Here is a 13,303-nt window from a genome sequence, read left to right as displayed (position 1 = left end):
TTATAAAAATAATGCGATCTGCAGCTTATTCTCAGGAGTGATCCATTACAATCATATGAAGAAATTAATCAAATCAACATATAACAAAATGCACTACAAAAAATTTACTCCTAAACACCACCTTGTATTCTTCATTTTCATAATGGTGCTCATCTTGGCAAGTATAAAGCTTCTTGAATATGCTTCTTATGGCTTACATCAACTTGGCACAGCTTTAATGCTGGTGTTTTTGATCTATATACAAAAGAAAGTTGGTTTGAGTTTTACCGCATTTTCTCTCTATATTGGATTCCTGATCATTCATATTTTTGGGGCACACTATTTATATTCGTATGTTCCCTATAATGAATGGTTGATGCACAACTTCGGCATAGATTTAAATGCACAGATGGGTTGGGAGCGAAATATGTATGATCGCTTGGTCCATTTTGCCTATGGTCTACTTCTCTATCCTTTTTTCCTGAGGATCATTCAATTCTATTTACCCCAATTATCTGAACGAGTACTTTTTCTTATTGTTGTTCAGTTTGTCATGGCCACCAGTCTCATTTACGAATGGATTGAATGGTTGATTGCAATTAATCTTTCCCCTAAGGCAGCAGAAAATTATAATGGTCAACAAGGTGATATTTGGGATGCCCATAAAGATATGCTGTTCGCAACACTTGGGTCCATGATCACAGGAATAGTGATGTTATATCGAAAATTAGACTCTCGACCATACAAATGATAAATCATAAAAAAAGCCAATCATTAGATTAGCTTTTTTTTATTTCATCGAATTTAAAGTTTAGGATCACGTAGTTGCACTAAGTTCGCATTAGTTTTGACTAAAGTGTCCATAACTTTATTCATCACAGCAGGAATCAAACTGTCCGCCATTTGTGCCGCTTGCAGTCCTAATTTCTCACTTAAGGTAGGTTTACGGCGAGTTTGAATCAAGTAAACATCATGCACTGTCAATAAACTTAATAAATACTCATCCGAGGTTTGAAGCTTATCAACCAAATTCAAATCTAATGAATCTTGACCGTACCAATGTTCACCTGTTGCTACTTTTTCAACATTTAACTGTGGACGATATTTTTCAACAAAATGCTTGAACAATGCATGCGTTTGTTGCAACTCTTCTTCAAACTTTGCTTTACCCTCTTCCGTATTTTCACCAAACATGGTCACGGTACGTTTATATTGACCCGCAGTATAAAGCTCAAAATCAACATTATGTTCTTTAAGTAAACGATTAAAATTAGGCACTTGAGCAACAACGCCAATTGAACCAATCACTGCAAATGGAGCAGAAATAATTTCGTTACCGATACATGCCATCATATATCCACCACTTGCTGCGACTTTATCAACACAAATGGTTAAATGAAAACCAGCATCGCGCAGACGCACCAATTGAGCAGCCGCAAGTCCATAACCATGTACCATCCCACCTGGACTTTCCAAACGAACTATGACACGATCACGCCCTGCTTTAGCAGTCGCCAAAATCAAAGTAATTTCTTCACGAAGATTCTCTACAGCTGAAGCTGCCATGTCACCTTTAAAATCAATTACATATACTTTCTGATTATTCTTTTTACGCGTGCGTGCTTCTTTTGAAAACTGCTGAGACAACTGCAGAAGTTCAAGTTTAGATGCAGTACTTTGCGCAATTTTTTTTCGTTGTTCATTAATACGCGCATTTAAGTGAGTGACTCGAATTTCGGCAGGAAGTTTCGGCAAATGAAATAACATATAAATTCACATCTCTATAATTCATCTTTATGAGGATAACATGAGGTCAAAATAGACAAATTTCAATAGCTTTATTGAAATGTTCTGCCAATCATAGGATCAATTTGATCAACAATCGGCATAAAAAGTAGATACGTTATGTATACTAATTCGTTAAAAATTATCGAACCGATGAGCATCCACGCATCATCTCATGATTGATATCTATCTTTATAATCAATTAGAGACTCTTATATGATTTGAGAGTGAATAAATTGAATTATATTTGAAGAATAATTCTTAAAATCAATATCTTAATACCCATTATTTTACTTCTTAAACTTTTCTGAAATGCATTTTCAATGCGCCAAATTATGTCGTGTCAGCATATATTTTTCACTATTTTTTTGGCATGATGGTTCCATACAGTAATGATGAATAATGATAAATGACTCAAATGCGTTGGCTGGAACTGTTATCAACAGTTCGATTTGGTAGTTCAAAACAAAATACAGAACAAGCACGTAGCCCCTTCCATAAAGATTACGATCGTATTATTTTTTCTCAGAGTTTTAGGCAACTTAACCGTAAAACTCAAGTTCACCCCCTGACTCAACATGATGGCATTCATACGCGTCTAACACATTCCCTTGAAGTTTCTTGCATCGGACGCTCTTTGGGAATGCTGGCAGCTGAAAAAATTCGTGATGAGTTACCTATGTGGATCTCTCCTGCAGATGTCGGTGCAATTATTCAAGCAGCTTGTCTTGCACACGATATTGGTAATCCTCCTTTTGGTCATGCAGGTGAGTACGCTATTCGTGAATGGTTTGATGATGCATCACACGGCGATTTTTTATCGAGTTTAACCCCTGAACAGCAGGCCGATGTTCGCCAGTTTGAGGGCAATGCTCAAGGTCTTCGTCTACTCACGAAAATTGACTATCACCCTAATGACGGTGGAATGCGCCTCACTTACGCAACCTTAGGAGCTTACTTAAAGTACCCATGGCTTTCTAAACCCATCGACTCTCAGGGAAATACGCCTGCCAGTAAACGAGCTAAGTTTGGTTGCTATCAATCTGAAAAAGAAATTTTGCAACAAATTGGTCACCAATTAGGTCTTATACAATATGGTGAATATCATTTCTGTCGCCATCCACTCACCTATTTACTCGAAGCAGCCGATGATATTTGTTATGCCCTGATCGATTTAGAAGATGGCATTATTCTTAACATGCTCAGCTATGAGCAAGTCGAACCTATTTTTTTAAATCTGCTCGGTGACTATGGCACGCCTGCTGAACTTGCAATGCCATACACCACGTGGCAACAAAAGATTGCAGCATTGCGTGGTCGTGTGATGAAACGCTTGGTTGATGAAGTCACTTCCGCTTTTACTAAACATCATTTTGAAATTTTGTCAGGACAGCTTAAAGGTAGTTTGCTCCAATATTGTTCGCCCGATATCGAAGCAGGAATTGATTGTGCAAAGAATTTAGCGCGGGAGAAAATCTTTGAGCACCCTCAAAAATCTGGTTTAGAAATCATTGCACATCAAAGCTTACAGCACATACTAGATGCATTTATTCCGCTTACGACACCCAATAAAATTCATAACTTTAAGGAAGGACGTTTACTGTCTATTATCTCAGGCTTAGGTGTTCGTTTTAGTGATGATCACTATGACAATATCATGCAAGTCTTAGATGTGATCTCAAAATTTTCAGATCATCAGGCTTATCATTTGGCACAGGAACTTCAAGGGAATAAAGTTGGATTTTTATAAAACTTAAATTTAGTGTTCAGGAAAAGAGCATAAAGTGTTTTTTGATTTTGCGTTCTGAAGCAATGAACACTACTATGCTGACATAGTGAATTTAACATCGACAAATAAGTGAAATAATTGAATGATTGGATGTCTTATTGGTGAAGTGCTTGCTTTAGAAGCACCAACAGTTTTATTGAATGTAAATGGTGTTGGCTATGAGGTTGATACACCTCTTTCAACATTTTGCCAATTACAGAAAGGACAAAAAGTCACATTGTGGACGCATTTGGCTGTACGTGAAGATGCCCAATTACTGTATGGATTTTCCAACGCACAAGAAAAAAGTATTTTCCGCACTTTACTTAAAGTGAACGGCGTTGGTCCCAAAATGGCATTGGGTATTCTCTCAACACTCAGCGTAGACATGCTCATTCATACCGTTGAACATGAAGATGTAAACACTTTAGTCAAAGTTCCAGGTGTTGGTAAAAAGACTGCAGAGCGTTTGATGATTGAACTTCGAGATCGCTTTAAAGCGCTTGCAGCTCAGCCATCTACATCAAACTCTACAACAGCGCAAATTCAGTTTACGGGTAACTCTGCTGTCGCTGAGGCTGAAGCTGCTTTACAGTCATTAGGTTACAAGCCACTAGAAGCACAAAAGTTAGTCAATACCGTTAAAAGTGACTTCACTGAGGCATCCGATATTATCCGTGCTGCTTTAAAATCGATGAATAAATAAGATCTCATATTATGCAAGACCGTATTATCAGTGGTTCTGAAAAACCAGAAGATCATTTTGATCGTGCCATTCGACCAACATCATTAGATGATTATATTGGTCAGCCTGTTGTGCGTGAGCAGATGGAAATTTTCATTGGTGCAGCTCGTGGACGTGGTGAAGCTTTAGACCATACCTTGATTTTTGGTCCTCCGGGTTTAGGTAAAACCACACTTGCCAATATTATCGCGCGTGAAATGGGTGGTAATCTCAAATCCACCTCAGGACCTGTGTTAGAGCGTGCTGGTGATTTGGCAGCAATGCTCACTAACTTAGAAGAAGGTGATGTCTTATTTATTGATGAGATTCACCGTCTCTCTCCAGTGATCGAGGAAATCCTTTATCCCGCGATGGAAGATTACCAACTGGATATTATGATTGGTGAAGGTCCTGCTGCGCGTTCAATTAAGTTGGATTTACCGCCATTCACTTTAGTCGCTGCGACTACTCGTGCAGGTTTATTGACCTCTCCGCTTCGAGATCGTTTTGGTATCGTCCAGCGATTAGAGTTTTATTCAGTTGAAGATTTGACCCATATCGTGACTCGTTCTGCAAATCTGATGGATGTTCCAATCACTGAAGCTGGTTCGAAGGAAGTGGCTCGTCGTTCTCGTGGTACGCCTCGTATCGCAAACCGTTTACTGCGTCGTGTACGTGACTATGCTCAAGTGAAAGGTACAGGTGAGGTCACACAAGAAATGGCGCAACGTGCGCTTGATATGTTGAATGTGGACAAGGATGGTTTAGATACACTCGACCGCCGTTATTTATCCATGTTATTAGAACGTTTTGATGGTGGTCCTGCAGGTGTTGAAGCTCTAGCAGCGGCAATGGCAGAAGATTCAGGCACGCTGGAAGATGTGATTGAACCTTACTTGATTCAGCAAGGTTATGTGATGCGTACCGCACGTGGTCGTATTGCAACAAATCAGGCGTATTTGCAGTTTGGGATGACACCACCTGAACCGAAAGAGAAGTGATTTATAAAAAGCAGCTTAGGCTGCTTTTTTAATTCGGCTTTAATTAATTTGCTAATCTGTCTACTTAACTCATTTAGCAGCAAGTAAATTGTAATATTATCTTCACCTAAATTCTTTTTAAGCTCACTTCCTATATTTTAAAATTCCCTATGTTCTAACAGATCACTAAGTGTTATGTCCTCTTTTTTCAACCATGACTCTGATTTAGGCTCATCTAATAAAATTTCTAAATATCTCCATAATAAGTTAAAAAACAGTCTATTTTTTACTTCTAAATTGGTGATTGAACGTCCTTTATTCAATAAAAATAACTCTAAGACATGATAATCTTGTAAAACTTGATTTGAGATATCTCTTAACTCTTGATATATCTGCCCCACATGTGTAGTTCGATCCAATTTTTCCTTTTCACTAATAGAACCGTAAAATACCCCAAAGTCTCTTAGTTTTATAATAAGATTTGCTTGTCCACTAATGAATTTCGAAGCATATTGAATAAAATTTTGAGTTATAACTTGTTTGTTTTTAAATACTAATTCTTTTTCAAAATGATCTTTTTGACTCTCTATTAACTCTCTGTTCGCTTTTATCTGTTGCTTTGTGGACATATATACAATGAATGCTGTCACGATAAATGATAATCCAGTAATCCAAATCGCTGTCGTATCAGTTGAATGTTTTATATCGAGTGGAATTTTCTTTGTTTCAGGGTCAACCTGAATTTGTGTCATTAATAACGGCTGCTGTGGAACAGTCCACGGCAGTTGAATCATGACATCTTGATTATGCTTTAGTTCTTCTTCAACACTCATTAACTCCCCCACAACTATTAAAATAATTATTTAAAATGAATAATTTACAAATAATAACAACTTTAAATCTATGGATAAAGCATTAAAAATCAATGCTTCATGTTCACTATACTTTTCATGTATTTCGATATACCTGTTAAGTTTTGCAACTATCGGAAGTGAATGAGAAGCTCCTAAAACTTTTGGATTTTTAGGACATTGTGTTCATGATTTCACTTAGGCTATTTTCTGCTTGTACCATCTTGCCCCTTTGTTCAACCTTGAGTTTTGCAGATTGGGTTGATGACGGTGTGAACGCTGTTGAACAACATACCATCAAATTAAGACAGCACATTCACCAACATCCCGAACTCGGCAATATGGAATTTAAAACCTCGGCTCTGGTTCAAAAAGAATTAAAAAAATATGGAATTGAAGTCCGCACAGGCTATGCCAAAACAGGTGTAATCGGAATTCTTAAAGGTGCAAAACCTGGCCCAGTGATGGCATTACGTGCAGATATGGATGCATTACCGATTGAGGAAAAAACAGGACTTTCTTTTGCGAGTAAGGCAAAGGCAATCTATCAAGGTAAAGAAACGCCAGTGATGCATGCCTGTGGACATGATGCTCACACAGCAATGTTACTCGGCGCTGCAAAAGTGCTTTCGGAAAATAAAGATAAAATTGCAGGTACTGTTGTGTTTGTCTTCCAACCAGCTGAAGAAGGTGGAGCAGATATTGATAACTTTAGCCATGGTGATCAAATTGGTTCACGTAAGATGATTGCAGATGGGGCTTTAAAAAATCCTAAGCCTGAAGTGATCTTCGGTATGCATGTTATGGCAGGTATGCCAAGTGGTCATATTTTTTATAAAGATGGCACTATTTTAAACAGTGCAGATCACTTGCGCATTCAGGTCAGTGGAAAACAAGTTCATGGTTCTATGCCATGGCTTGGACGCGATCCCATTTACGCTTCATCTCAAATGATTAGTAATATGCAGAGTTTGATCAGCCGTCGTGCAGATTTAACCAAAGGTATGGGGGCAATCAGTATTGGCAGTATCCAAGGTGGAACGGTAGGAAATGTGATACCAGAGCAAGTCAATATGGTTGGCACGATTCGATCAAATAATGAAGAAGTCCGCCAGAATATTCTCAAGGATTTACCAAAGCTCATCGAACATAATGCTCATGCAAATGACGTAAAAACCAAAGTAGAAATTGCCGCTTATGCCCCCGTCACCACGAACGATAAAACACTAACTCAACTGATCGCGCCATCACTTGCGAAAGTTCATGGCGAAGATAAATTACATGTGCTCGAGAACAATGCGAGTGCAAGTGAAGACTTTGCCTATTATGGTCAACTTATGCCTTCATTGTTCATTTTCATTGGTGCAACACCTCAAGATCAAGAGATGAGTAAGGCTGCACCCAATCATAACCCTCAATTTATTGTAGATGATGCGACATTAAAAACTGGCGTTGAAAGCCACATTCGTTTTGTGATGGACTATCCGACTATTGCACAACAAGTTCAAAAAGACTGGATAAAAACACACAATAAGGTTTAAATCATTTTAATGGTAAGTTGAATTAAGGAGAGTCTAGAACGATAATTCTTGACTCTTCTCAAATACATATTTTATTGAAATGCAAATTTCATTATTTCATTAAATTTCACTCGTACTTTTTATCTAATAAATGAAATGATGAAACCCACAAATCTAAAAAACAAACAAGTGATTGATTTTTTTAAAAAATAAACATGGTACAACTATTGCAATATTCCTAATCAATTTCAAAGTAATGAAATTGACTATATTTAAAGGAATAAATTTGATGAAAAAAACAATACTCTGTACCAGTTTGGCCTTAACGGTAAGCACCGCAATTTCTGCCTCACCTTTACTTTCGCATGGCAAGTATCTGCGCTTTGGTATTACCCAGATTGAAGCAGACACACATCCTGGCCTGTTATTTAACAGTGTTGAAACCTCAATTGGTGAAAGTTATCGACCAACCCTAGCCATGGGGCTATTCCTCAGTGACAACATCAGCCTAGATTTATTAGCTGGTATCCCGCCACAACATAATTTTTATGGTGATGGAGTCAAACTAGGCAGCACCAAATATCTGCCACCCACCTTGAGTCTCCAGTACCATTTCAAACCTAAAGGTAATATCAATCCTTATCTAGGCATCGGTTACAACTATGTCTATTTTTATGATACTGACAGTACAGATGGTTCAGATGTTGATCTGTCCAATTCACATGGCATCGCGTTTAACGCCGGCCTAGAATATTTCATCAATAATAAAATTAGTCTAGGTTTTGATTATCGTTATGTCAAAGTAGACAGCGTTGTGAAAATCAATAGTGCGGATGCAGGTAATCTCAAAATTGATCCAAGTCTCTACAGCCTTACACTGGCTTATCATTTTTAAATCATTCAATAAAAAAAACAGCCATTTGGCTGTTTTTTATGTTCACCTATCAGGCACTTAGATATGTTTAAATAGTGCTGAACGTGATTGATCCGATGCGCCATCGGCCGCACTGAGAAAGCGTTCTGTATGAATATCTCGTTCAAACAGACGACTTTGCATTAACGTGGAAATCGCAGCATCAATCATGAGTGGTGGACCGCACAAATAAGCTTTATGACCAGAACATTTATTTTCAAAATAATCTGCTACGGCTTCATGTACAAATCCGGTAAATCCATCCCATTGGTCTTCGGGCTTCGGGGCATTCAAGGCTGGTATATAACGGAAATTCGGATATTGTTTTACCCAACCTTCAAATATTTCACGGTTATACAGTTCTGCAACATCACGTGCACCTTGGAATAAATAAATGGTACGGTTATCACCTTGTTCTAATAAATCTTGAATCATTGATTGAGGGCTAGATAGGCCCGAACCACCTGCAATAAAAATCACATCCTTCGTATCAGACTTGCGTACAAAGAATTGTCCATACGGTCCGGAAATTTCTAGCTGGTCGCCAGTCTTTAATGATTCATGGACATAAGTAGTCGCTGCGCCACGCGGTACTTGGCGGATATGTAATTCAACAATACCTTCCTCACTTGGGGAATTGGCGATTGAAAAAGCGCGTGTACCTTCAATTCCAGGGAATTGTATATTGATATATTGCCCAGCTTGGAATTGCATTGGACGGTCTAAAGCTAGACGTACGCCCTTAATTGTCGGTGAGAGATCTTTGATCTCAATCACTTCAGCCTGAAAATCTTCGACTAGATAACCAAGGAAGTCTTCATCCTCATCAACATCAGCTTCAATGACCATATCTGATTCTGGTTTGCAGCAACATGCTAGAACTTTATTTTCTTCACGCTCAATGTCCATTAATGCAAATGGAGAAGCTTCACCAACATCATAATATCCATCTGTCACCTGCACTTTACAGGTACCGCAGGTGCCATGACCACAGGCAAATGGAAGCCATACACCCTGACGTAATGCTGCATCCAAAATGGTTTGATCTTCTTCGACTTCAATGGTGGTTCCAATCGGTTCAATCGTGACTTGATAACTCATTTCAGCGCTCCTTAAACATGACGATGCTGGTAACCATCCAGCCCAGGTGTAATGAAGCGCAATAGTGATTTATGACCAATATTTTGACTTGCCAAGCTTTGATCCAGTTTCGGTTGGAACGACTGACCATCTAACAAATATTCGACTTTTGACCAATCAATTTCAGTAAATTCAGGATGTTGGTTGAAACCACCTTGTATCTGTTGATCAATTAAATCCTGAAAGCTTTGCTGTGGAGATGCCAACATGGCATGTGCCGCACAGTATAAGGTGTGATGATCCCATCCCACATAAATCAGAATGTTGTCGCCATAATGTTTTTGTAGATCACGCGGTTCAAAATCATATTGGTTGTTAATTGCTTTTACTGGCATATCCCTAAACTCCTAAACTCCATGAGTAAGCTGGATAGCCCATTTTAGGACTATCCCCAGCTCGTGACTTACGCCACACCTTTCCATTTTTTCCAACGTACCTGATCTGGAGAGCCTTCAATGTCTAAGTTGTCTGCACCGACATTAAAGCGGTAATATTCGCGCAACATCACTTCCAGATCAGGGCCACCACAGTTGCCTTGTAGAATTTGGTTCACTGGCAACCAAGCTTGTACATATTTCTCTGGTTCACGCTCGAAAATGTCATGGCAACCATCTGAACAAGTGTGATAACGCTCACCCTTATAGACACTGCTGCGGTAACTGAACATGGTCTGATCACCATCCATTTCAGTAAAGGTCATCGGTACCTGACAGATTTGGCACAGCTGTGGCAAGCCCGCACTATAGAAACGTTTACCTTCCGCTTCCATCTTGCGTGCTAACTCCCAACGTGGACGGTAATATTTGTCAAACGTGTCTGGATATTTTTCTGATAACCAATCCATTTCTTCATCGGTTGGAATCCAAGTGTGGAAGCCAGCCGCATGACCAAAGTTATAGAAAATCCACCATGCTTGATGCGAGACGTGCTCTTTTTCTTTTTCAATGACTTCAGAATATTTAGGCATACGAATGCCGTAGCGGCTCAGGTCTTTAAAGAGCGCCCCACCCGCTTCTTCAAAATAAGTTTCCCATGCTTCTTTCCATGACATAACTTTGTTTGGCAGCATGTAATCCATCATCATGCCGACAATTGATAGTAATCGAGTGCCACGCCAGAACCATTTATCAATCCACTCCTGTACGATCGGCACGTTGTCTTCATGCTGTTCCAGTAGGAATTTGACAATTTCCAGTCCTAGTGTCATATGACGCGCTTCATCTGACTGCGCGCTAAAGCCGAATGTGACGGTTGCCATATCACCGTTATGGGCAGCACCAGACATGAAGGGTACAAACAGCAAGTTGGTCAACACATATTCAAAGGCAAAACTGATAGCCAGTAAGAATTCAAATGGGCCTGCAGAACGCGCATCTTCAAAGAATGATTTAGGTACAGATAAATACCAAACGCGGTCATGCATGTGTGACCAATCTTGGAAGCCATCAAAGAATTTGTTGTAATGGCTCATCGCATGAATCTGCGTTTGCACATGACGCAATTCATCAATGGACTGCATTTGGGACGCAATACGTGCACCAACACCACTGAACTGACGTCCTACATGGGCATAACCTTGGAAGGCTTGATATTCCAATGGCGTTACAGCAGTTAAAAACAGTTTAATGGCATTTAAATAGCGTTCGTTGGTGACATTCAACTGACCATTATTTTGTGCAAAAGCATCAAAAATTGCGTAGAGCTTTTTCTCTTTTTCCGCTTGATATTTCCAGTAGGCATCCATGGTTAGGCGGAATGGATCTTCCCATTTCGACCAATCCGTAATTTTAATGCCTTCAAATTCTTCATAAGGAAATGCTTCTTTACGGTCTGCATAGGAAAACTCCCAGTCCAGATCACGCGTGAGTGCACGGTAACGGTCTTTGGCATTCAGTTTTTTGCCAATTGCATTAATTTTAGAATTCATACCTGAGGTCCTTTATTCTTTTGATATACCGCTTCAATGCGGCACATTGACGCTTACTTTTTTTAATTCCAGTGTAGACGGAACGTATCGTCATCTTCTTCAACGTTGCCGCCCAACGTGATCATGTTGAGCTGCAAAGATTGAATATCCCATTCTTGGCCCAATTTTTCCGAAACCGTTTCCGCACGAACAATCAGCCCTTTCTCACTTTCTACGCGAATCATGGCAGGTAAATACTGAATGGTGGCGTCAGGATTATCTTCTTCAATCGCTTCAATGATGTAACGTGAGGTATCGTTATCTTGTAATGCCAAATACACTTTAGACATGCTGCTTCTCCTTAAGCCTGTGCCACTTGTTCGAGATCTATTCCAATTTTTTTACTGCGCTCCAGCAGTTTTTTTTCAGCGAGTTCAATGGCACCTGCAGATAATGCTTGTTCTGCCCAAGGTGTAAATGCCGCTTTGACTTCGGGTAGGTATTCCGCCAGCCATTGACTTAACAATTGTTTATTTTCAATTGATTCTGCTGCCGCTGTTTTGAGTACGCTGTCTGACCATTTGCGCAGATCTGTTAAGGCTTCTTGCATAAACTCGGTGAGCATTGCCAAATCACGAGCTTGGTGATCTGCTAACCATTGATCAAATTGGGTATAGACCAGTTCAGACATAAAACTATCTATCACTAGGTTTTGTAATAAAAACAGCTTGAAATAGTCTTGTTCTGTCAGGCTCTGTTCACATAGCTTGCGTAAACCTTGCCAAGCTGTATCGTTCATCCATGCTTGTTTTGCAGGTGCGAGTGATTCACCAGTTCCCCCATCTAAAGCCAAACCCACACGAGAGATATACTGCGCCATCCCGAGTCGGTCCATCGCTGCATAAATACATGCTTGGGTTAGTACCGTGCCATAACCATAAGCACTTCCTGACATCATGTGCAGGTTGGCGGTTTGCTCCAAATGACGGAATGGAATAAACAACGTGATTACTTTTTCACGGACTTCTTCAGAAATATGTACAGCCAGCTGACGCTTCTCAAAAAAGTTAAAATTAGCTTCGGCAGTATCTTGTAAACGGGCGCGATGTTGCACATATGTCCCATAATAAAACTGACGAGGATCCTTAAATGCATACCAGTCCTGCATCACAATAGCTGTATGCGTTTTATCATTCAGTGTTTTCTCAGGTTTCCATAATGGTCGGTAATGGAAGTTGGTTTCAGCCTGAATATCAAAACTGACTTCCTGATAGCGGGTTGCAGGTTTATTGCCAAAACGGCGTTCAATGTAGGCGTAACTCTGGCGTATTGGTTCAATACTAGATGTTTTAATTTCAAGTGACATGGCTATCTCCTTAAGCTATTTCTAAAGATCTTCTTGATCTGGGATATATCGCTGTGCATTGACTAAAGTGACTTCAGTCCCATAGCGCCATTTTTCTTCTTCCTCATCATTTCTGGTTTTCTGTTCTTCAGTCATCTCGACGACTTGATTGGTCTCACAAAACTGTATAAAAGCTTCACGAGGTAGCACCAGTTCGACAAACAGACTTGGATCGTGAATAGCGAAATCAAATTCAACAAATTTGGCATTACGGTCACCCGTCACCCGGATATATTTGGTGAGTTGTGGCATCCCTATTTGATTTGTCATGACTAAGAATCCTTCTTGCTGGACAAACTTCCTTCCACATACATATATCAATTAGTGTGCCA

The 13,303-nt window shown here is 39.6% G+C and carries 14 protein-coding genes; 6 read left to right on the top strand and 8 right to left on the bottom strand.

What is annotated here, in order from left to right:
• Positions 1-88 precede the first annotated feature (88 nt).
• The gene (locus tag AC1M87_RS03015) at positions 89-730 is read left to right on the top strand and encodes a DUF2238 domain-containing protein (protein ID WP_481592906.1); all 642 of its coding nucleotides are present in this window, start codon (positions 89-91) and stop codon (positions 728-730) included.
• A 53-nt stretch (positions 731-783) separates the two neighbouring features.
• Here the strand turns inward: AC1M87_RS03015 and sohB are convergent, their stop codons facing one another.
• The gene (gene sohB, locus AC1M87_RS03010) at positions 784-1,746 is read right to left on the bottom strand and encodes a protease SohB (protein ID WP_481592905.1); all 963 of its coding nucleotides are present in this window, start codon (positions 1,744-1,746) and stop codon (positions 784-786) included.
• A gap of 427 nt (positions 1,747-2,173) precedes the next feature.
• Between sohB and AC1M87_RS03005 the strand changes: the two genes are divergently transcribed.
• The 3 genes from AC1M87_RS03005 to ruvB all read left to right on the top strand — a co-directional run bounded on the left by AC1M87_RS03005 (position 2,174) and on the right by ruvB (position 5,257).
• Positions 2,174-3,514 (top strand): deoxyguanosinetriphosphate triphosphohydrolase, encoded by a 1,341-nt coding sequence (locus AC1M87_RS03005; RefSeq protein ID WP_481592904.1) that lies wholly within the window; start codon positions 2,174-2,176, stop codon positions 3,512-3,514.
• Between the two features lie 121 nt (positions 3,515-3,635).
• On the top strand, positions 3,636-4,238 hold the full coding sequence (gene ruvA, locus AC1M87_RS03000) for a Holliday junction branch migration protein RuvA (RefSeq protein WP_092766079.1): 603 nt from the start codon (positions 3,636-3,638) through the stop codon (positions 4,236-4,238).
• Between the two features lie 11 nt (positions 4,239-4,249).
• Entirely contained in the window at positions 4,250-5,257 is a 1,008-nt protein-coding gene (ruvB, locus tag AC1M87_RS02995; RefSeq protein WP_035265728.1) for a Holliday junction branch migration DNA helicase RuvB, read from the top strand.
• A gap of 137 nt (positions 5,258-5,394) precedes the next feature.
• Here the strand turns inward: ruvB and AC1M87_RS02990 are convergent, their stop codons facing one another.
• Positions 5,395-6,069: a hypothetical protein gene (locus AC1M87_RS02990; protein ID WP_481592903.1), complete on the bottom strand. Its 675-nt coding sequence runs from the start codon at positions 6,067-6,069 to the stop codon at positions 5,395-5,397.
• Between the two features lie 206 nt (positions 6,070-6,275).
• On the opposite strand from AC1M87_RS02990, the gene AC1M87_RS02985 reads away from it, so the two are divergent.
• Positions 6,276-7,628 carry an amidohydrolase gene (locus tag AC1M87_RS02985; protein ID WP_481592902.1) on the top strand — a complete coding sequence of 451 codons (1,353 nt, stop codon included), beginning with the start codon at positions 6,276-6,278 and terminating at the stop codon, positions 7,626-7,628.
• 268 nt (positions 7,629-7,896) lie between these two features.
• On the top strand, positions 7,897-8,502 hold the full coding sequence (locus AC1M87_RS02980; RefSeq protein WP_481592901.1) for an OmpW/AlkL family protein: 606 nt from the start codon (positions 7,897-7,899) through the stop codon (positions 8,500-8,502).
• Positions 8,503-8,559: 57 nt separating this feature from the next.
• Here AC1M87_RS02980 and AC1M87_RS02975 read toward each other — a convergent pair whose 3' ends face one another.
• The 6 genes from AC1M87_RS02975 to AC1M87_RS02950 form a co-directional block, all read right to left on the bottom strand.
• Complete coding sequence (locus tag AC1M87_RS02975; protein WP_481588462.1) at positions 8,560-9,621, bottom strand: 2Fe-2S iron-sulfur cluster-binding protein; 1,062 nt, start codon at positions 9,619-9,621, stop codon at positions 8,560-8,562.
• Positions 9,622-9,632: 11 nt separating this feature from the next.
• Positions 9,633-9,995, bottom strand: coding sequence for a phenol hydroxylase subunit P4 (locus tag AC1M87_RS02970; RefSeq protein WP_481592900.1), 363 nt, complete (start codon positions 9,993-9,995; stop codon positions 9,633-9,635).
• A 68-nt stretch (positions 9,996-10,063) separates the two neighbouring features.
• Complete coding sequence (locus AC1M87_RS02965; RefSeq protein ID WP_180102744.1) at positions 10,064-11,587, bottom strand: aromatic/alkene/methane monooxygenase hydroxylase/oxygenase subunit alpha; 1,524 nt, start codon at positions 11,585-11,587, stop codon at positions 10,064-10,066.
• Positions 11,588-11,649: 62 nt separating this feature from the next.
• Positions 11,650-11,916, bottom strand: a complete 267-nt coding sequence (locus tag AC1M87_RS02960) for an MmoB/DmpM family protein (protein WP_179998393.1) — start codon at positions 11,914-11,916, stop codon at positions 11,650-11,652.
• An 11-nt stretch (positions 11,917-11,927) separates the two neighbouring features.
• Positions 11,928-12,932, bottom strand: a complete 1,005-nt coding sequence (locus AC1M87_RS02955; RefSeq protein WP_481586630.1) for an aromatic/alkene monooxygenase hydroxylase subunit beta — start codon at positions 12,930-12,932, stop codon at positions 11,928-11,930.
• A 21-nt stretch (positions 12,933-12,953) separates the two neighbouring features.
• Complete coding sequence (locus AC1M87_RS02950; RefSeq protein WP_481586697.1) at positions 12,954-13,223, bottom strand: phenol hydroxylase subunit; 270 nt, start codon at positions 13,221-13,223, stop codon at positions 12,954-12,956.
• Between the last annotated feature and the right edge of the window lie 80 nt (positions 13,224-13,303).

Source organism: Acinetobacter sp. 24-47-62, assembly GCF_056779765.1.
Note: the sequence above shows the minus strand (reverse complement) of the source record. Positions and strands in the feature narration are given on the sequence as shown.

What these genes read in the sequence shown, in the direction of transcription:
- AC1M87_RS03015 (WP_481592906.1), top strand. Translation starts at nt 89, where the DNA reads ATGCACTACAAAAAATTTACTCCTAAACACCACCTTGTATTCTTCATT.
- sohB (WP_481592905.1), bottom strand. Translation starts at nt 1,746, where the DNA reads ATGTTATTTCATTTGCCGAAACTTCCTGCCGAAATTCGAGTCACTCAC.
- AC1M87_RS03005 (WP_481592904.1), top strand. Translation starts at nt 2,174, where the DNA reads ATGACTCAAATGCGTTGGCTGGAACTGTTATCAACAGTTCGATTTGGT.
- ruvA (WP_092766079.1), top strand. Translation starts at nt 3,636, where the DNA reads ATGATTGGATGTCTTATTGGTGAAGTGCTTGCTTTAGAAGCACCAACA.
- ruvB (WP_035265728.1), top strand. Translation starts at nt 4,250, where the DNA reads ATGCAAGACCGTATTATCAGTGGTTCTGAAAAACCAGAAGATCATTTT.
- AC1M87_RS02990 (WP_481592903.1), bottom strand. Translation starts at nt 6,069, where the DNA reads ATGAGTGTTGAAGAAGAACTAAAGCATAATCAAGATGTCATGATTCAA.
- AC1M87_RS02985 (WP_481592902.1), top strand. Translation starts at nt 6,276, where the DNA reads ATGATTTCACTTAGGCTATTTTCTGCTTGTACCATCTTGCCCCTTTGT.
- AC1M87_RS02980 (WP_481592901.1), top strand. Translation starts at nt 7,897, where the DNA reads ATGAAAAAAACAATACTCTGTACCAGTTTGGCCTTAACGGTAAGCACC.
- AC1M87_RS02975 (WP_481588462.1), bottom strand. Translation starts at nt 9,621, where the DNA reads ATGAGTTATCAAGTCACGATTGAACCGATTGGAACCACCATTGAAGTC.
- AC1M87_RS02970 (WP_481592900.1), bottom strand. Translation starts at nt 9,995, where the DNA reads ATGCCAGTAAAAGCAATTAACAACCAATATGATTTTGAACCGCGTGAT.
- AC1M87_RS02965 (WP_180102744.1), bottom strand. Translation starts at nt 11,587, where the DNA reads ATGAATTCTAAAATTAATGCAATTGGCAAAAAACTGAATGCCAAAGAC.
- AC1M87_RS02960 (WP_179998393.1), bottom strand. Translation starts at nt 11,916, where the DNA reads ATGTCTAAAGTGTATTTGGCATTACAAGATAACGATACCTCACGTTAC.
- AC1M87_RS02955 (WP_481586630.1), bottom strand. Translation starts at nt 12,932, where the DNA reads ATGTCACTTGAAATTAAAACATCTAGTATTGAACCAATACGCCAGAGT.
- AC1M87_RS02950 (WP_481586697.1), bottom strand. Translation starts at nt 13,223, where the DNA reads ATGCCACAACTCACCAAATATATCCGGGTGACGGGTGACCGTAATGCC.